We start from the raw sequence: 20716 nt of genomic DNA, 5'->3' as shown, positions 1-20716 counted from the left end.
ATCTACCTAACGAAAATTTACTTCTTCAAGAAAGCATCAATTTGCGCTTGCAGCTCCGCTTGAATTTTCTTGAGTGGCCCTGCACCTTCACTTTTGAATGTAGCCCAATATTTATCAGGATCAATCGCACCATTGAAGATACCTGCATAGTATTTGCCTTGAACGCTAGTAAACTGTGCGATTTCATTTTTAACTTTCGTAGCATCAAATGTGAACCCAGTTAAATTATCCTTTGTAAAATTGTTGGCATCCTTAATAAAGTTTTCATACTTCATTGTCTCTTCATCCGTTGTATCAATCGTATACTCCATAACTGGATTCCAAACTAAGCTGAATGAGCCAAGTCCACCACCATTTTGATCTTGGTTCGGAACTAATTGTTTAAAGCGTTTCTTACCTGTTTCTAACCAATCTTTCCCCTTCACACCATGCTCTACTAGCATATAGTTCTCTTCATTTGCATTCGCCCAATCCAAGAACATCATCGCACGCTCTTTGTTTTTACTTACTTTTGGAATGACAACGAAGTTATCCATGGCAAAGTTGGAAATGTTCTTTCCAGGCGTTAGATCAAACAACTTGACTGATTCTAGCTCGCCGCCAGGAACTGTTTTTCCCATCTCTTCTTTATTGATAATAGGACCAAATACGTTTTGTGGTGCTGCCATCGTTATATTTTTAACAATGGTATCTCGACCAATATTTTTGGAGGTCAATACGTCTTGAGCAATGACTTTATCGTTGAACATCTTACGCGCATCTTGGATTTTACTCCATACGCCTGGTTCCATCTCGTCAAATAAGTTACGAACTTTACCGTCATTCCCTTTATAGTGAAGAACGACGCTTGCGCTTAATGCTTGGGTAGGTCTAATGTTGAGTGAAGTATCGTCTCTTAATTGCCAGTTGACCCATGTATAGCTCAAGTCGCTTGCTCCAGGCCCTAAAGTTAAGTTAGGGAATTTTTGATGCGCCGCATAGAGATATTTTGACAATTCATCGTAGTTTTTAACTGGCGGCATATTCAGCGTTTCACGTACATCTTTACGAATGTTGACAGAGTGACCTTGAATCAGGAAAATACCGAGTGGCACACCCATGACTTTGCCGTTAAATTTGTTGGCATCCCAGATCTGTTGCGAACGGTTCTTCACGACATTTGGGCCATATTGTTTCAGCAAATCGCTGATTTCTGTGTAGAAATCGGACGTAATCATTTGGTTCATATGCAGCCATGGCGCGTCATACATCAAATCCACATTTTCGCCCGCAGCCAACATGATTTTTGTCTTTTGATCCAAATCCGGCCAATCGACATAGGTGATATCTAGTTTCGTATTTTGGCCATCTTCTAATAGTTTCTTTTCTACGGCCGCCTTTACGGAATCATAATTGGCAGGTGTTGAACCTGGCAATACAAGTTTAAGTGTAACTGGCTCTGAAGCTACTTTCTTAGCCGCTGGAGTAGCCTCTGTTCCGGCAGCAGCTGACGCCACTGGACTTGAACTAGTTGTAGGTGTTGACTTACTGCATGCAGATAAAATCATCATCGTACTAAGCGCACAAACCAATAATGAGCCAAATTTCTTTTTCATTGAAAACCCTCCCAATTTTTTTGTTTTTTTTATTTTCATTAGTCTCGCTAATAAAAATCAATCGTTAGCCTTTGACCGAGCCCAATGTAAGGCCCTTGACAAAGTATTTCTGCACGAATGGATAGGCAAACACAATCGGTCCGATTGTGACACAAACCATCGCTAATTTGAGACCCTCAGAGGGAGGAATCACAACACCTGTTGCAAACAACTTAAAGTTCTGGCTATTCAAGATCTGTCGCAGCAGAATTTGCAGCGGATACAGATTGGAATTATCAATAAAGAGCAAACCTAACCACCAGTCATTCCAATATTGCAAGGAGAAAAATAGCGCCACGGTACTTATGACAGGTGTTGTAATTGGCCGTATGATTTGAAAAAATACTCGCCATTCATTCGCGCCATCCATAGTTGCCGACTCGTTAATTTCGAAAGGTAACGTGCGATAAAACGAGACAAAGATAAAAGCAAAGAAAGGATTCATCACATAGGGAAAAATTAAGGCCATTAAGGTGTCTTTCAAATGCAGCCAATTCACCATTAATAGATAGAAACCTACTAAGCCACTACCAAACACCATTGGCAAATACGTTATCATCGCTAGAAAGTTACCATACTTGGCCTTCGAATGTGCAATTACGTAAGCAAAAGTTGCTGTTACAAATAACCCAAGGAGCGTTCCAACGATTGTTACAAGGATAGTTACGCCATAACTCTTGAAGATTTGGTTGCTATTAAATAGAAATCGATACGCCTCCAGACTGAATTCAGAGGGATACAGCACATAACCGTTATTCAATAACTTCTCCGAAGCGAATGAATCGATAACAACCACCCAAAATGGTACAAGACAGGCAATGGCCGCACATGTGAGCAATAAATACACGATAAAAGTTAGGATTTGTTCGGAACCAAATTTCGTTTGCCTCATCTTCACTTTAACCTTCGTCGATTGGATCATGTTCGCTTCCATTTAAAACAACCTCGAATCTTTGTCAATTTTACGTACAATCGCATTAAAAATCACAATAGTGATGAGACCCATAACGGATTGATAAAGGACAATAGCGGACGACATGCTGAAATCGCCTAACTGTCTTAACGCTCGATAAGAGTACGTATCAATAACATCGGTCGTAGGATAAAGAACACCATTATCACCGATAATTCCGTAGATCATTCCGAAATCTCCGTAGAAAATCTTCCCTATGCCCAGAAGAACTAATACGATAATGACTGGCCGTAATAACGGTAATGTGATCTTTGTGATTTGCTGCCAGCGCGTTGCACCATCTATTTTTGCACTCTCATAATAATCACCTGAAATTCCGACAATCGAGGCTAATAAGATGATGGATAAATACCCTGCATTTTTCCAAACAGACACGATGGTTAAAATAATGGGCCAAACCCAAGGTGTTTGATACCACTCAATCGTTTCCAGACCAACGAATTCCAACAGCCGATTCGCCATGCCATTGGAACCATTAAATATGCCGAAGACCATTAGCGAAACAACCAGCCAAGAAATAAAGTAAGGAAGAAAAACGAACGATTGTACTAATCTTTTAAAAATAACAATTCGAATTTCATTGAGAAACACGGCAAACATGGTAGCAATACCAATTTGAAAAAATAAAAACAACACATTGAGATACACCGTATTCCAAGTAATCTTTAACCAATCTGGGCTCTCAAAAAAGAAGCGAAAATTATCAAATCCAACCCAATTACTTCCAAAGATCCCCTTCTGCAATTGAAAGCTTTTGAAAGCAAGCAAATGACCACTTAGTGGTAGATAAGAAAAGACAACTAAAAACAAGAAACCTGGTATTGCTAATGAATAGATATAACGATTCTTAAATAATTCCCGAAAGACACTCATGTCCCTCACATCCTTTCCAAGCGAATCTCTTGATGTGCTTAAATTTATCATCGCGGTAATGGCTTGGAAAGTCCTCATTGTTAGATGTGGTATTGGTTCTGACTTTTTACGTTATTTCGAAGAAAACATCAATTTCAATACCTCAGATGGCGCCAAGAGTACTTATTTCATTTTAAAAGTCGCAATAAAAAATGCCACGAGTCACATAGAGGACCAATGGCAACATGTATTTAGGGCTGGTTTAAGGAATTACTTAGCATTTCTCTATATTGCTTTGGCGTTAGCCCCGTTACTTTTTTGAATACGGAAAAAAAGTGACTCTTTGTAAGGAAACCAGAACTCTCCATGATTTCTGTAATAGAAAGATCGGAAGAAACTAACAGTTTCTTTACAAGTTCTATTTTGCTCTCAAGTATAAAATCGTTAATACTGATGTTCGTTATTCCTTTAAATAACTGTCTTAAATAACTCACGGATAAGGAGAGATGATCGGCAATCACCTCGATGGATAATAAAGGATCTCTAATATTCGTAAGAATAAACTCTTTAATTTCGTTCACAATTTCCTCTTTATGTCCATTCACTTTGGGAGCACTGATCTCTGCAACAATCTGTCTAATCAGTTTCTCCATCCATGCCAACACCTCAGGCAACGTATGATACTGATCAAGTATTTTGTTAATCCCATTGATTTCTTGAATGACACCTAAACGACCGAAAGATTTCGTAATCTCGTAGATCAACAAAGTAAGATGAAGCTTGCATTCGGAATAGGACACACCTGCCATCACACTGAACTGCTGTCTAAGTTTAGTTAGTGCTTCTTCCAATTGTTCCTGACGAATGAGTAGAATAATGTCTTCCGAGATATTTTCAAAGGAAGGAAGCGTCAGCATGAGATCTTCATATTCCTCTTCGGTAAAAATATGATTTTCGCCTTTAATAAATTTGAGCATCGTTAACTCGTAAATATGCTGGTAAAGCTTATTAAAGTCATCATCAGCCGTACCTGGATGGCTTATCGCAATGGAGGTGGTAATTTTTATTAAGGAAGCAACTTTCTCCTGAATGGAGAGAAGCGATTGTTGTAACTTTGCTGTTTGGATATCATCCGTACCCATCCAGATCAACAAATGATCGCTGCCCATATCCAAACATTCGACGGCATTGTCACCACTATGTAAAATTTCATCAGCTATATTACGCATTGCATATTTCAGAAGCTTTCGAGAGTTGAAATCATACTGCTCACAAAACGATTGATAGGATTCAATGCGAATGACTGCCAAAAACAACCATTTTCTTGAAATTAGCTGAGTTTCTGAACTTAAAAATTCACGGCCTGATTGTGTTAATTTGCCCTGGAATAACCATTGTCTGAGTTGCTCAGAGCGAATGAGGTCCTGATGCTCCCGATAAGAGGAGTGTAGAGACTCGAAATTATCGAGCAGCGCATCCAGTCCTTTGTCTATATAGGAGAATTCACTGTGTGTCAAAATATTAGATAAGGATAAATCCTTTACTATCGTCTTTTGCCCTTTCATTTTAAGTTTATCAGCTAATGTTGACAATGGACTTAGAGATCGGCGAGAACTCCAATAAAAAAGTGCGGCAATAAGCGCCAGAACAGTCAACGAAAAGTAAATAATCCTTTGTTTCAACTCACTTGAGTTGTGGGTTAACAGCGAGTAATCGACGGTATAATAGATCTGCCAATTTGATTTCGTTGTCGCTTCATTAATAATCCAACGAGTGCCATTCACTTTCATATCCCACTGGTTGGTTCCGCTTGTTTGGTACGCTTGCCCAATTGTCTTTACTAATTCCTCCGAAGTATCCCCTAACATCCTATTCCCATCAGAGGAAAGAATAAATAATTCAACACCTTTTGCATGATTAGGGCCAAATAAATAATTCATAATCATCTGTTTATCAATCATAAGGACAAGGAAACTGTATTCACTCTTACTTGGCGAAGCTGGGGTAATCATGGTTAAATACTCGACTCCACCTACAGCATGGTTAAAAATTGTCAAATAATCTTCTGTATCTGTTCGATTCAGAATGGATGGATCTTCAAAGGAAGCATAATCAACTTCCCCTTTCTTCGAATCAATGATCTTTTTCGTCTTTGTGTTAATTAAATAGGAACGTGCAATAAATGGCTCATTAAACATAAAATTGTTCTGAGTTTTAATGGCCGTAGTCGTTCTTAAAACATCATCAGGGTCACCAAAGAACCAATTTTGAATTGTCTGATCATTGTAGATGGTGTAGGCATTATTTTTTAACTTATCAAATATAAACTCGGCATTATACCGAATGTTATTTACTTTGGAATTGGCGTTCGAGTTTAACTCAATCATCGTATAGCGGGAAAATTGTGAGAATAGCAAAAGGACAAAAGGAATAAAAACGAGGATAAATATACCAATAAAAATCAAGAAATTCCTAAAATAGATTCGCTGAAAGCCGAGTTTAATCATGGTTAATCTCCTAGTAATTATTAAGTGTCAGTAACAATCCAAACTCGTAATTGATAGCGTTTGCATGCAGTTTACCATGATCATGTTACATTTGTCGACAAATTTTAATGGTACCCCTACAGTCATGAAACGCATTAAGAAGCAACGCCGTCATACGCAAATTGATCGTATAACGGCGCTACCACAAATATGAAGATTACTAAGGAATTAATGAGTCATAGTTAGCTAAGGTGGCGTTCCCGTTGACACCAAATTGAGATTCGTTCATCCAGTACATCGCTTTTAAATTAAGTGCGATAGCTTCATTGACACTAAATTGCATTTGCGAGAAATTGTTATTCCCAGAGTTTTCTGCTGCTACACGCAAACCTTTGAGACCTGCCAAATACGCTAAGTAGCGCAGTGGACTTTCAAGGTTATGCCCACTGCCTGATCCTGGATTCTCCATCCATGTACAATACGGAATAGCTTTCGAATACGTGATCGCATTTACTTGTCGCTGCCAATCCAGTCCCATCTGCGTCAATCCATTGATTTCAGCAGCGGTAGTGCCATTTAAGCGAACATTGACAGCTGCCGCTACATCATTGGGCCTGAGACCAGAAGATGGATATAAAATATATAAATCTGAATTCGGATATTGGGTCTTATACGTATTAATCAGCCAAGTTTGATAATCGGTTAGTTTCTGGAAGTAATAATCAATGAACTGTTGTGCTTTTGCCGTATCCGCATCTCCTGGCTTCCAGCCTGGAACTGGGGAACCCGTTTGCGCATTGGCATCGAAGACCCAATAGGAGTTCGTATGACCGTTGAAGTTTTTATCCGGATATCTCATCTCGTTCCAACCAAGTCCACCAACACGAATCGCATATACATTCGGAAAATCTTGCCGAACTCTTGCAATATAATTCGCCTGTGCAGCTCTTACATTGGCATTAAACACCGCATTCGGAACATTGTTCCCGAGTGTGCTGGAGCTCCAAACATCACCGTACTGGTTCTTAAATCGGGTATTGGCATCCAAATTAAATACCCAAGAAGGCGGATACTGCAGACCTACGTCTAAAGCAACCTTGAAGCCTTTAGCAATGTAGGCATTATAAATCGTTTTCATGTTGTTAATATATGTCGTGTTAAACGATCCTTGTGTCGGCTCATATTGGTCCCAGCCTAAATCGAACGAAAGATTCATAATGCCGGCGGCTTTTTCAGCATCCAAATAATTGGTGCTGGATGGCGTTTTCAGCAGCCCATATTCCAGACTGCTTGTAGACGTCGCAGAAATTTGAATATCATCAATATAGCCCCTGAACTGACCTGTATCTGCAAAATGCTCATAGGCAATTAGAATACGGTCAACTGTCCTTCCGCTTACCCAGTTACCGATATTACTTTGAATCTGTGTCCACTGATTAACAGTCCCCCTTGGTGTTGCTGGGTGAAGTGCTGTCCCCGTTGTGTCAACGGCGCCGCTGTCCCTGAGGGTAGTTCCATCAGTAAAGATGAAATCAACACCGACATATCGTCCTAGATTTTGCTGCGGATAAATCCAGTAAGATAATTTCGAAGTTGAATCGAGCGGAATGTTCACGTCGTACACTTTAAAATAGATATAGGAAGATGTGGTACTGTTATCTTTACCCGAGTACATGAGTGCTTTCGTGCCCGTATGCGCCGTTTCCTGGCGAGTGCCCAATTCAGGAACGCCACCCGTGCTATATGCACCGATATTGTTAATTGTCTCTGTTGTATTGGTCCATGTCGGTTGAATTTCGCCAGTTTCAGAGCCACTGAAAAATGTACCCGCTGCGCTTACTTTTGGTACATTCACAAATGAAGAGCAACCTAATATTGCAATTGCCATCATGAATGTAAAAATTCGCTTCATCTTCATCATCAATCATCCTCCAATATTGGGATCAGATACAAACCAAATGACTTGTTTACGGTATGATGTTGGCATAATCGTTCAGAGTTGCATTCGTGCCGACGCCAAATTGCTGCTCATTCATCCAAAATATCGCAGCCATATTGAGCGCTTTGGCTTCGCTGGCAACAAACGCCATTTGGGCTTGGGTATTGTTTCCTGAATTTTCTCCAGCAATCCTTAGTCCTTTCAGATTTGCTAAATAGGCCATGTATCGCAGTGGACTTTCGAGATTATGTGTACTTCCCGTTCCTGGAAGCTCATCCCAAGTGCAATAGGGAATTGCTTTCGGATTCGTTAACGCATTAATTTGTCCAGCCCAATCTAAACCCATCTGCAACTGACCATTAATCTCCGGTGCAGTGCTGCCATTTAACCGAACATTGACCGCTCCTGCCACATCGCCAGGCCTTATGCCAGATGAAGGGTAAAGCACATATAAGTAGGCGTTAGGGTACTGAGCGCTGTAAGTGCCAATCAACCAATTTGAATAATCTTTGAGTTTAAGAAAGTAATAATCGATAAACTGCTGCGCTTTCGCCGTATCCGTGTCGCCAGGCTTCCATCCTGGAACAGGTGAACCTGCTTGCGCGTTGGCATCATAAACCCAATAGGAATTCGAATGTCCATTGAAGGTAGGATCCGGATAACGGAGCTCATTCCACCCGAGTCCACCTACACGAATAGCATATACGCCCGGAAAGTCCTGCCGTACTCTTGCAATGTAAGCAGCTTGCGCATTTCTTACATTTGAATTAAATACGGCGTTTGGAACATCATTTCCGATCGTCGTAGAACTCCACACATCTCCGTACTGATTCTTGAAACGTGTGTTAGCATCCAGATTAAATACCCATGAAGGCGGATATTGCAGACCCACATCTAAGGTAACTCTGAATCCCATATTCTTATACGCGTTAAATATCGCCTGCTTGCTGCTAATATAGCTCGAATTAAATGTACCTAGCGATTGTTCATATTGATCCCAACCTAGTTCAAACGTAATGTTCGTGATGCCAGCAGCTTTCTCTTCTGTCAATAAATTTGTACTTGAAGGCGTTTTCAACAACGCGTAATCTACACCGAGTGATGAAATTAAAATATCATCGACATATCCTCTAAATTGTCCTGTTTCAGCAGCATGGTCGTACGCGATTAGAATGCGATCAATTGTTTTGCCGGCTCCCCAATTTCCAACATTACTTTTAATTTGTGTCCATTGATTTACCGTTCCCCTTGGCGTGGCAGGGTGCATCGACACTCCGTTCGTGTCAACAGCTCCACTATCTCGAAGATTCGTTCCATCCGTAAAAATAAAATCAACGCCCACATATCGGCCAAGGTTCTGTTGCGGATAGATCCAGTACTCCAGTGTCGACGTTGGATCAAGCGTAATATTCACATCAAATACTTTAAAATAAACGCTCGAAGAACTTGCACTATTATCCTTACCTGAGTACATAAGAGCTTTAGTTCCTGAGTGCGCTGTTTCTTGACGGACTCCCAGCTCTGGAACTCCCGTACTATAAGCAATGACATTGTTAATACTCTCCGTCGTATCCGTCCATGTCGGTTGCAATTGACCAGTCTCAACTCCACCGAATAGAGCACCTGGATTTGAGGAAGTAATTTGAATATCGTCAATTGATCCCTTAAACTGACCTGTTTCCGCTGCATGGTCGTAAGCAACTAAGATGCGATCTACCGTCTTACCACTTACCCAAGCGCCGATATTGCTATTAATTTGTGACCATTGATTCACAGTGCCACGTGCAGTGTTTGGGTGAAGTGCAACGCCATTCATATCAACAGCCCCGCTATCACGAAGGTAAGTGCCGTCTGTGAATACGAGATCAATAGCCACATAACGTGCTAAATTTTGCTCAGGAAACGTCCAGTAGGATAATTTAGACGTTGCATCCAGAGGAATATTAACATCAAATACTTTAAAATAAATGTAAGACGTTGTGGCACTGTTATCTTTACCAGAGTAATGAAGGGACCTACTGCCAATATACGCACGATCTGTTTCCACAAAAAGCTCAGGATTGATGCCCGTGGTATAACCAACGACGTTGCTGGAGCTCTCAATGGTGTTAGACCAAGTCGGATAAATATCAGCAGTTTCAACTCCGCTGGTAAAAGTACCTGCCGCTTGCGCTATTTTGTTCTCGAAAAGAAAAGTCGTACAAATAAAACAAATCATCATAACAAGTGATACGATTGTTTTCAACTTCATCTTCATCATCAAACATCCTCCTGGTTGATTTACTGCTACCTTAACATCCAAACTTATGATGTCCTTAACTTTCTCCACATCACCCCTTTCACCTGCAAACAAAATAAAAAGAAGACCCCTTTCACAGCCCAGTTAGCTAGACGCAAAGTGCAATCTTCTTAAGTAACATTCCTTTATGCTTCTATTTCCAATCTATAAGATCTTTCACTTTTGCAACAATATTGTCCACGGTAAAACCATATTCGCTTATTAATTGATGAGCTGGTGCTGAAGCTCCGAAATGGTTGATGGTCAATACATCACCGTACTCTCCCACATAACGATCCCACCCTAACGAAACGGCCATTTCAATCGCTAGACGCGGTTTCACATCAGGTAAAATGACCGATGTTCGATAGGCTTTAGATTGTTTTTCAAAAAGCTCCCAACTAGGCATACTCACAACACGTACATGGATATCCTCTTCCGCTAATCGTGTTTGAGCTTCCATCGCTAGTGCAACTTCAGATCCGCTTGCTAACAACTGTGCAACTGGCCTGCCGTTCTTGGCATCCGACAAGACATAAGCACCGCGTGACAAATGATCTTTGGCAAGCTCACTTGTGCGTTCTAAATTCATTAGATTTTGCCTTGTTAGCACCAAAGCAACGGGACCATCTTGCTGTGCAACCGCATAACGCCAAGCAAAGCTCGTTTCATTCGCATCCGCTGGACGTAGCACGGTCATACCAGGGATTGCCCTTAGTGCGGCAAGCTGCTCGACGGGTTCATGCGTTGGGCCATCCTCGCCAACGCCAATCGAATCATGCGTAAATACATAAATCACGGGAAGCTTCATAATACAAGCTAACCTAATTGCGGGGCGCAGATAATCGGAAAACACGAAAAATGTGGATGCAAAGGGTCTTACACCCCCATGCAGCATCATGCCATTAACTGCGGCCCCCATCGCGAACTCACGTACACCGAAGAAAACGTTACGGCCACCGTAATTTGCTGAGGCTAATCTACTCGAAGAGTGAATATTCGTCTTCGTAGAAGTTTCCAAGTCCGCCGATCCACCTATTAATTGCGGTACATGTTTAGCAATAGCGTTCAACGCACGCTCAGAGGCAATTCGTGTTGCAATCGCTTTGTCATGGACTGAATACGTAGGAAGTTCTATATCCCATTCTTTTGGTAATTCCCCTTGAACAGCAAGCTCAAATTGGCTAGCCAATGTGGGATAAGCTTCCTTATATTCACCAAAAAGCACGTTCCATGCTTTCTCCTTGGCAATGCCTTGTTCTTTTAACTCAGCAAAGTGTACTGTTACTTCTTCAGGGATATAAAAATCAGGTACCTCTGGCCAACCGTAATATTCTTTGACTAGTTTTGTTTCATTAGAGCCTAATGGAGAACCATGAGAACCGTGCTCGCCCCCTTTACCACCTTTATTCGGGCTGCCGAAACCAATGGTTGTTTTCACCTCAATTAATGAAGGTCGAGGATCTCGTTGTGCAGCCTTAATTGCAGCGTGAATTTCTTCCAAGTTATTACCGTCAACAACTTTCTGAACATGCCATTGATATCCTGAAAACCGCTGCTGAACATTCTCGGAAAAAGACAAACTTAAATCCCCATCTAACGAAATATCGTTGGAATCGTATAGAAGGATCAGCTTGCCTAATTGCAAGTGCCCTGCAAGTGAAGCGGCTTCGCTCGAAATCCCTTCCATGAGATCACCATCACCGCAAATCACATAGGTAAAATGATCGATAATCTCAAAGTTTGCTCTATTGTAGACCGCCGCTAAATGGGCTTCTGCTAGTGCCATCCCAACCGCCATGCCAATGCCCTGACCTAATGGACCTGTTGTCGATTCAACTCCCGCTGTGTGTCCATATTCCGGATGTCCAGGTGTCAGGCTACCCCACTGGCGAAAATTTTTCAATTCTTCCAGTGGTAAATCATACCCTGATAAATGGAGCAAGCTATATAACAGCATCGATCCATGCCCCGCGGAGAGGACAAAACGATCTCGATCTATCCACTTTGGATTCGATGGGTTATGATTCATAAACCGTGCCCAAAGTTCATAGGCCATAGGTGCGCTTCCCATGGGCATACCTGGATGGCCTGAGTTAGCCTTCTCTATCGCATCAATGGAGAGCGTGCGAATTGTATTAATGGAATATTGGTCAATCAAATTAATTCTGACGTTCACTATAAAACCCCCAATTAGCAACTTGATAATCTCGTTTGCAAGTGTTGGACTTAATTTATCACTTTGAAATTTCACCTGAATAGTCCTTATTTTTAGACAGGTGTTGAGAATGACTTTCGCCCCCTCTTTGGCTTATAGTGTTACATTCAGTACTTCTAACAGAAGAATGAGGACTTTGGATTCATAGTTCGACTAGTTAGAAAAATAAAAAGCCTTACGATTTTCTCGTAAGGCCATCATTAGATGCGATAGTAAATAGCGCTCCACCACGCTTTACTGTCTTTTTTTGTTAGAGAGACTTGCTCACTCGATTGCCTTCTCAGTGCGCCAACCGCCCATCCCGAAAACGCACAATCCGCCTCGCCTGTTCCGCAACCTGCCGATCATGCGTAATCACAATAATCGTACGCCCCTGGCCATTCAACCGCCTGAAAATATCCATAATCTCCGCGCCCGTCTTGGAGTCCAGCGCACCCGTAGGCTCATCCGCCAGAATGATCGGCGGATCTCCCGCCAACGTACGCGCAATCGCAACGCGCTGCTGCTGTCCGCCAGACAGTTCTGACGGAAAGTGTTTCCTCCGATCCAGCAAATCCACGGCTTCCAACGCTTGCACGACCATCGGCTCCCGCTGCTTTCGCGTCATCCCGCGATAAATCAGCGGAAGCTCCACATTCTCATACGCACTTAACCTAGGCAGTAGGTTAAAACTCTGAAAAACAAACCCAATCTTCCGATTCCGAATCTCTGCTAACTGTGAATCCCTTAACGAATGAATCTGCTTCCCATCAAGGCTGTAAACCCCTTCGTCGGACACGTCTAGGCAGCCAATAATGTTCATCAGCGTGGACTTCCCGGATCCCGACGGGCCCATAATAGCAACATATTCGCCCTGAACGATGTCTAACGAGATGTCATCCAACGCCCGAATGGTCTCGCCGCCCATGTGGTAAAATTTGCTTACATTCTCAATCTGAATTAAGGCTGTCATTGTCTTCGCCTCCATTATTTGATATCAAATGAATGAAGATTGCGATTCAATTCCAATGATTCCAATACTTTTACCGCTTCGCCTTATAAAACTCATGATACAGCTTCATTAACGCCCTCTTCTTAATCCGCGACACATACGACCGCGAAATGCCTAGCTCTTTCGCAATCTCCCGCTGCGTCCGCTCTTCGCCACCAAGCTCCAACCCGAACCTTCCGACTACGACTTCTTTCTCACGGTCGTCCAATATCTCCAGATTCCGATAGATTTTACTCTTCTCAATCTTCAACTGAACCGCATCCACCACATCGTCCGCCTCGCTGCCGAGGATATCAATCAAAGTAATCTCGTTCCCCTCTTTGTCCGTTCCGATAGGATCATGCAAGGACACATCTTTCCGTGTTTTCTTCAAGGAGCGCAGATGCATCAGGATCTCGTTCTCAATACATCGTGCCGCAAAAGTCGCCAGCTTCGTGCCCTTATTCGGCGAGAAAGACTCGATCGCTTTGATTAGTCCAATGGTTCCTATACTAATCAGATCCTCCAGATCTTCCCCCGTATTGTCGATTTTTTGAGGATGTGAACACGAAGCAACGTAAATCGGCAGCAGTTCCGCATCACGCACCACTTTTATTCCGCTTAACATAGGAGTCCATACCAAAGAGACACTGACCTTTGAATAGTCAATGTCTCTTTTACTTTGACACTATATGATATAAGACCGATGGAAACCGACCTACCCAAGGCAAACATTGGCTTCTAGTGCTCGGTATTTGAAGCCGGAGAACTGAGCTTCGCCGTTCCCAGCCGCATAAATTCCGAGCCTTAATCCTATAAACTCACCAAAATTATTATGATGATATCCGGATACTTCTAAGGCAGCCGGGAATAGACACCATTGTACGCCGTCCAGGCTGTAAGATAATCTTACTGTATGGTGATCATTTGTTATTCTTAAATGCATGGCGGAGCTCCCCCCCTTTACAGGAAAGCTTTTGGTACCGCGCCGCAGTCTAAAAATTTCTTCCTCTGTAAAACCAATCCCCGCATAACAGCGATCATGGTAAAATAGCAGCAATCCCGCTTCCACGCCTGATTCAATCTGAATGTGTACTTCCGCCTCATAGGCACGGTCTGGTGGAATCATAACGAGAGGACTTGCATCCGCAGGCGATTCCCCCTTCGCTTTTAATTTCAAGGTACCGCCGCCTACCTGATACCGCTCCGGGTCCAGCTCCTTGTAAAATCGCCACTGCCAACCGAGAACGTTTCCTTGGAAATCATCGGATAGATCAGGTGAAGAACCTTTCGCCTGCTCTGCTCTATTGTCAGTATCCAAGGGGAGCACCGGCCAGCCGTCCTTCGTCCACTCGATTGGATCCAGCAATGTTTGCCTTCCAAGCGTATAATAGTCTTTCTCATAAGCATGATACACGAAATACCAATTTCCATCGGGTGTATCTACTAGCGTACCATGACCTTTTGACCACCAACGCTCTTCTTTGGACCAAGTGTGAACGAGGGGGTTATAAGGGGAGTTCTCCCAGGGTCCTAACGGACTCTTACTTCTAGCAGCGACAGCCATATGGCTTGTTGCAGGTCCTGCGGTTCCGCCTTGCGCACTCACCATATAGTAATAGCTATCACGTGCTAACATTTTCGGTGATTCGAGCAAATGCCCTTCTGTCGCCCAATCCTCTGGGATCGGCCAGCCTTTATAAACTTCGACAACGTCTCCAATTACGGAAAGACCGTTTGTGGCTAATGGGACAACTCGACCAAAGTTGATATAAAGATACCTACTGCCATCCTCCCCAAGCAGATGTCCGGGATCAATCCCGCCAACCTTTAGATCAATCGGTTCGCTCCACGGCCCTTCTGGATTATCAGCGTAGATGACATAATTCGTTCCATTTGCAGGAAAGTAAATGTAAAACTGCCCATTAACATAGACCAGGTCCGGCGCCCAGATATCCCCTATATAAGTCTGAATAGCATGACACAAGGGAACCCAGTCCGTCAGGTTGTTCGAATGCCATATCAGTAGTCCAGGTGCATACATAAATGGTGAATGTGTCATATAGTAATTCTTGCCTACGCGAACGATGGAAGGATCAGGGTAATCCCCTCTCAGAACATCTATTGGATATGAAGTATTTGATTTTATATTTGGCATTCTTTCTTGCACCTCTCAGAATTAGTTTGCTCCATAAATAGTTACTCAAAATACTCACACAATGAGAAGTTTCCCGTTAATTTTTGAATATAAGACGCACCGGTCCAATTAATCCTGAGGGGTATGATCTACTGTCATAGCGATTTGCTAGGCTATTGCTGACCGCAACTCGCACAACATTTACACCTTCCTGTAGTTCCTTCCCAATATTAAATACATAAGGACTCCACATGCGAACACCTGCATCCTGATCATTCACCCATACCCGAACAAACTCATGAGCAATGCCCAAATCTAGCGTAACTTCAGCCCATGAAAAAAGTGAATTGCACACCAACTGTTTTTCATAGACAATTGTTCCCGAGAAGTGCTCCATGTCAGCCCACTCAGTCCAAGATTCAAGTGCTTCAAGTTCCCCCGCATGAGGTCCGTCAAGCACCCGCCAGCCAGACGACAAATCCTCAAAGAGCGTGATTTCCAATGCCTCCAATGCATTTATACTCATAGGTTCACTCGGATCAATTGCAATAATCAGACTTTCTCTTCGCTCAAGCTTGAGTTGAACACGCTGTCCTACCGCAGTTCTTTCCATCAGAGCAGGCTTACATTCCCCAGTCCATGGGTTCCAATACTCTGTTTGACCTGCATGCTTCAATTCAAGCGTACCCTCATAGCTGCCTTCCCCTTCGTTCACAACCACACAGAACAGCCTATCATTTTTTGTGATTTGGCTGAGTCGGATAGCAGCTGACGCTGGCACAAGTTCAGCGTCTTGACCTAGTCGGCTCGCAAGCATGTCCGGGATTTCCTCTGCCTCGTCGAGATACAACTGACCGATATCCTTGCCTTTCCCCTTTTCTCCAGAAAACTCAATAACCAGACCACCTTGCTGCACAAAAGTCTCCAGTAACGACCAGCTTTCTATTGCGAGGCGCGACCCATCTTCGATCAGCAGCGCTTTATATCTATAAGCAGCAATTTCAAGCGCTCCGTTCGTGCAATGACAGGTGTCGCCTAATAGCGATTCTTCCAAATAGTTAAATTCGATTTGTCGCTCATATAGCGGCTTTACAATTCTCCAAGGCAGGTAGGCAGCTCCTGCCAACACAGCTATTTCTGCGCCGTTTCTGCTGTCGGTCATTAACCATGACATACGTTTGATGTATCTGGAGAATTGCGCGTACTCGGACCACCAAATATTGTTTGGCCCTACATCGGGTGGCCGCTCATCTCTGCGTTCTCCACGAATGGAGTAGTAGAAAGCATGCGGACTAATCAGATTAACACCGCGGACAAACAGCCAATCCAGATACCATTTCATATTATCCGCGCTAAGTGACCAACCACCCTCAATGCCGCAAACACCAAAGCTCTCATTCAAATTTCTCCGTCTGCCTCGATGACGTGCAGCATCTGACGAGCATTTGCCCATTGTGCTATGTACGCCTGTAAGTGCTTTATCATCTTCAGGTGCAATATATCGCCAGACCACATCCTGACCCGGAATGTGAAAATGCTCCAATAACCCGATGTCATCACTACCGGCCGGATGACCCGTAAGAGCAATGCCATGTGTACTACACCAGTCGGCTAATGGCTTGTAATAGGTTCGAATCATACGCTGACGAAGTACGGATTCATAGTTTTCGCGAATTGACTCTGTGTGTTGCCCCGCCTCCAGCCAAAGAGCAGGCAAATCCTGCTCCTTGCCTCCGTTAGCGAAGTATTCCTGCAAAAAGGCACGAGTCCAAGGCTTTAACCCCTTCTTATGTCCGCGTCCAAGCAGATCCGGTTCGTCGGTAAACATGGCAAATACGGTTGTACCGAAGTAACGGCTTAGCTTGGCATAATACTTTTCGTGCGTCAACGAAATAAAACATTGTACTGCGTCCGGGTTTAGCAGATCAGCTGCAAGCGGAGCATCAGGCTCACCGTCATCTTGACCGGCGTGCACACCGCGGATACTTCCGCAAGACGGTGTCTCGACAAATAGCAGCAGTGACCAGTTTCCGGCATCCGGAGGTGTGAATTCCACCACTTCTTGCTCAATTTCAAGCAGGATCAGGCTATCCGCTGCAAAGCTTTTCTCAGATAATTTACGCACAGCTTGCGCAGAGATTAGCTGTTCATCTCGTGCTAATGAAATGGGAATAAGCGTTGGTGATTCCGCCCCCTCCACCGTGTATTCCCTAAGCTGAAGCCCCCGGCTCGCATACTCCGGGTTTTGCTGAACTACCATGCCACACGCTGATCCGGACGGATACATGCCCTCATCATATAGAATGACCTTCATGCCTAGTGCAGCCGCTTCAGAGACGGCTACTTCAACCAGTTCCATATACGTATCCGACAAATAGGTTATTGAGCGTGGTAATCCCATTCTCGGATGAAGGACGAAACCATTCACTTCTTTTGAATGAAAGTCATGAATTTGGCGAATAATCTCCTCTCTGGATAGTTCATCGTTCCAAAACCAGAATGGAATGGGGCTAAATTCGTCAGAAGGCTCAATAAACTGCCGTTTTAATTCCTCAAACTCTTTCATTACGCACCTCGTTCCTTCTCCCCGACCATTGCTCTAATCTTGGCCGTTTCAATATAGTTCAAGCTCCATTGGGAAATCCCATTCGTATTTGCAAATTCAACCTCTTGAATCCTGCGGACATATTCTGCAGGCTCGACCTCCGTATATACCACGTTGCCTTCCTCATCGATTCTTCCAGGTGTATTGGAGCTTAGATCCGGATCTTGAGCAAGCATATCAAGGGCTTGCTGAATTCGATCCGAGTCTCTAAAGCGATATCCAGCGTAAGCTACCATGCGTATCCCGAACCTTACACCACCCCAAGCCTTGTCGTTCGCCTCATTAAACAGCCCGCCTGACTTCTCCATTCTCTCCTCCGGAGTCATAGCGAAGTAATCACCGAACTGCGCAAGCATATCTTTCAATTCCTCATCTTGAAGAAGATCAGCAAGCTCAAACCAAATCTCCGGACCTCCGAAGCAAATCACCATGTGGTACTGGTAGTTCCCTTCGCTCAAATAACCCATGTCGCCGGTCTCCCGGTCATAAAGGAATGTGGAGCCGGAAGCCAGTCGATTCGGTGCCTTCTTGATACCGTTCAGTCCGAACAGAATTTTATCCCGATACTTCGTATCCTGGAATCTCTCCCATCGTGTCATCCAATTGGAGACATAGGACGACCAATCTGGGCCTGTACGAACAGGTGCCTTCCCATCCACCATGGTCATTTGATCAAATTGATACGAATAGTCTGCGTCCTTGACAAAGTCCATAATATCTCCGATGCGTTCGTCTCCGGTCAGATAATAAAAGAATCGATGGTGACCGGCCATCGAAATCCGCGGCTCTTTCCACCTGCATCCCCAGTGACGCACATTGTGACGAGAACCCTGCATCGCAAATTTCCCTAAATGGTACGTATCGACCTCACTGGTATGGCGTGTCATTGCTCGAGCGAACCGATAGATGTCATAATCTCCGGTACGCAAGAAGGCAAGCCAATTGACATACGTATTGCAAAGTTCCGTGTTCTGCCAAGCAAATCCGCAGACATCATAACGCCAGTTGTGTCGAGCTGGATCATAGGTATGCATCACATCGCCATAATCCCAGAACCCATACCACTTACGCTGCTCTACTTCTTTGATATAGAAATCAAGGAAACCGAGCCATGCTTTCTCATGCGCCGCGTCTTGGAACTTCTCCTCCTTCGGCGGACACCAATACGTTCCGAATACTTGGGTCTCCTCATAAGCAGCCAAATCTGTCACTAGCATAGCATCTGTCTGCACGTCTTCTGCAAAATCAAGAATTGCCTGCTTACCTGGCATATGATCAAAAAGCTTGATGAATATCTCATTGGTATTCGCTATGCCTTCCGGATGATTGTCAATTTCCCCATACGAGTATTTATACGTAACCGTATCGTAAGCTCGGAAATCGAATGCTTCCCCATACTTGCTCCAAAGCCAGACGGTCATAGTTGGGCTTGCTCCGATAGCGTCCGTAAGTTCAAGCGCCATCGGGCAATTTTGCCAAAAATCTTTGACTGCGGCGGCCATAATGACACTTTCGCAGCCAAAGAACATGCTCCCTTTCGAACGATTTCCTTGTACCGCTGGGATATACGTACAACCAGGTTTCGTTCTCTTGAAAACCCCGTAATGATCACAAGCATGCTGCTGCAGGCGAAAGTCCCCCCACGCCGCGTTATCCCGAACATTCTCCAGGAATGCCGAATCCGTTACAGGATCAAGAGAGACAAATTGACCATCCTTTTGCTGCACCTCATAAGCGGGATGGATGCCCTGGTATTGATACATCGGCTGCACTGCCTCATAAAACATCCCAGAATCCCCTGTAATACCTACATGGCGATTCCACAACTCACCACTCGCTTGTAAATGAAACTGTACAGCAAGTCCTTTGAGAAAATCTTTGTTCTCATCCGCATTGAATACAAAGCTATGCACGATTTTAATTTCATCGCTACCCGCATAAAAGTAGAGCCGGATCACAAAAGGAAATATTCGATCCGCTCGATCCTCATATTCGTGGAAGCCTTCTATTTTAACTACCGCCCTCAGCGGACCGTTTTCTTCCAACGTAATTTGCTCTGTGACCCCACTTAGCTTATGAATGGTTATGACTTCGATGCTTTTCTGCATCGCTCTGTTCTCAAGAAAAGCTGCTAACTCGGCGGAAAAAGTCTTTTGATCGGTTTTTTTGCGCAGCAGAGAGGAAATCAACCTATTTCCTTTCTGAATTTTGCAGGAAATAAGGGCACTTTCTATGGATAGGGTCCCATCCACGGACTGGCAGACGGTAATCCGATCCTCAATATCAGCCGTTGCTCCTTTTTCAATACGATAATCTTTGTCTGTATGCAGTACGGCGCTATGGAGTAGCCATTTTACAGAACCGTCCGGCCAGTAAGCGTTTATTTTATTCTGGACTGGGATTGATACTCCTGTTTCATCCTGAAGTGACACACTCTGCCCTGGCAGCAGAACTCCGTTAGCCCAAGGTGTCCCAAAACTTACCGGTGTGTACGATGCTTTTCTTGGAGTTAGCCACCGTAATTCTAACTTCGACATGCGGCCTCTTCCTTTCTTTTTATCGATGAAATCATCCTTCAATTCTGCCTACTTCTTGTACTGCCTAAAATAAAAAGAGATGACAGC

11 protein-coding genes and 1 pseudogene are annotated in these 20716 nt (G+C 43.7%); all 12 read right to left on the bottom strand.

Annotated features, from left to right (window positions below; translation table 11 throughout):
* Nucleotides 1-17 precede the first annotated feature (17 nt).
* The 12 genes and pseudogenes from AC58UX_RS01320 to AC58UX_RS01265 all read right to left on the bottom strand — a co-directional run bounded on the left by AC58UX_RS01320 (nucleotide 18) and on the right by AC58UX_RS01265 (nucleotide 20629).
* On the bottom strand, nucleotides 18-1595 hold the full coding sequence (locus AC58UX_RS01320) for a DUF3502 domain-containing protein (protein ID WP_497248951.1): 1578 nt from the start codon (nucleotides 1593-1595) through the stop codon (nucleotides 18-20).
* 64 nt (nucleotides 1596-1659) lie between these two features.
* A complete protein-coding gene (locus AC58UX_RS01315; protein ID WP_497248949.1) occupies nucleotides 1660-2568 on the bottom strand; it encodes a carbohydrate ABC transporter permease in 909 nt (302 codons plus the stop codon).
* Nucleotides 2569-3480 (bottom strand): ABC transporter permease, encoded by a 912-nt coding sequence (locus AC58UX_RS01310; protein WP_497248947.1) that lies wholly within the window; start codon nucleotides 3478-3480, stop codon nucleotides 2569-2571.
* Nucleotides 3481-3710: 230 nt separating this feature from the next.
* Nucleotides 3711-5966: a helix-turn-helix transcriptional regulator gene (locus AC58UX_RS01305; RefSeq protein ID WP_497248945.1), complete on the bottom strand. Its 2256-nt coding sequence runs from the start codon at nucleotides 5964-5966 to the stop codon at nucleotides 3711-3713.
* A 199-nt stretch (nucleotides 5967-6165) separates the two neighbouring features.
* Entirely contained in the window at nucleotides 6166-7863 is a 1698-nt protein-coding gene (locus AC58UX_RS01300; protein ID WP_497248943.1) for a hypothetical protein, read from the bottom strand.
* A gap of 49 nt (nucleotides 7864-7912) precedes the next feature.
* Nucleotides 7913-10144, bottom strand: coding sequence for a hypothetical protein (locus tag AC58UX_RS01295; protein WP_497248941.1), 2232 nt, complete (start codon nucleotides 10142-10144; stop codon nucleotides 7913-7915).
* 172 nt (nucleotides 10145-10316) lie between these two features.
* Entirely contained in the window at nucleotides 10317-12341 is a 2025-nt protein-coding gene (gene tkt / locus AC58UX_RS01290) for a transketolase (protein WP_497248939.1), read from the bottom strand.
* 319 nt (nucleotides 12342-12660) lie between these two features.
* Nucleotides 12661-13332: an ABC transporter ATP-binding protein gene (locus AC58UX_RS01285; RefSeq protein WP_497248937.1), complete on the bottom strand. Its 672-nt coding sequence runs from the start codon at nucleotides 13330-13332 to the stop codon at nucleotides 12661-12663.
* 70 nt (nucleotides 13333-13402) lie between these two features.
* Nucleotides 13403-13906, bottom strand: a pseudogene (gene sigK, locus AC58UX_RS01280) (RNA polymerase sporulation sigma factor SigK); the annotation flags it as partial.
* Nucleotides 13907-14068: 162 nt separating this feature from the next.
* A complete protein-coding gene (locus tag AC58UX_RS01275; protein WP_497248935.1) occupies nucleotides 14069-15508 on the bottom strand; it encodes a family 43 glycosylhydrolase in 1440 nt (479 codons plus the stop codon).
* A gap of 76 nt (nucleotides 15509-15584) precedes the next feature.
* Nucleotides 15585-18053, bottom strand: a complete 2469-nt coding sequence (locus tag AC58UX_RS01270; RefSeq protein WP_497248933.1) for a glycosylhydrolase-like jelly roll fold domain-containing protein — start codon at nucleotides 18051-18053, stop codon at nucleotides 15585-15587.
* Nucleotides 18053-20629: an exo-rhamnogalacturonan lyase family protein gene (locus AC58UX_RS01265; protein WP_497248931.1), complete on the bottom strand. Its 2577-nt coding sequence runs from the start codon at nucleotides 20627-20629 to the stop codon at nucleotides 18053-18055. The genes AC58UX_RS01270 and AC58UX_RS01265 overlap by 1 nt, the downstream gene beginning before the upstream one ends.
* Between the last annotated feature and the right edge of the window lie 87 nt (nucleotides 20630-20716).

It is taken from the genome of Paenibacillus sp. J22P90, from assembly GCF_059692195.1.
This window is presented reverse-complemented; position numbering and strand designations above follow the sequence as displayed.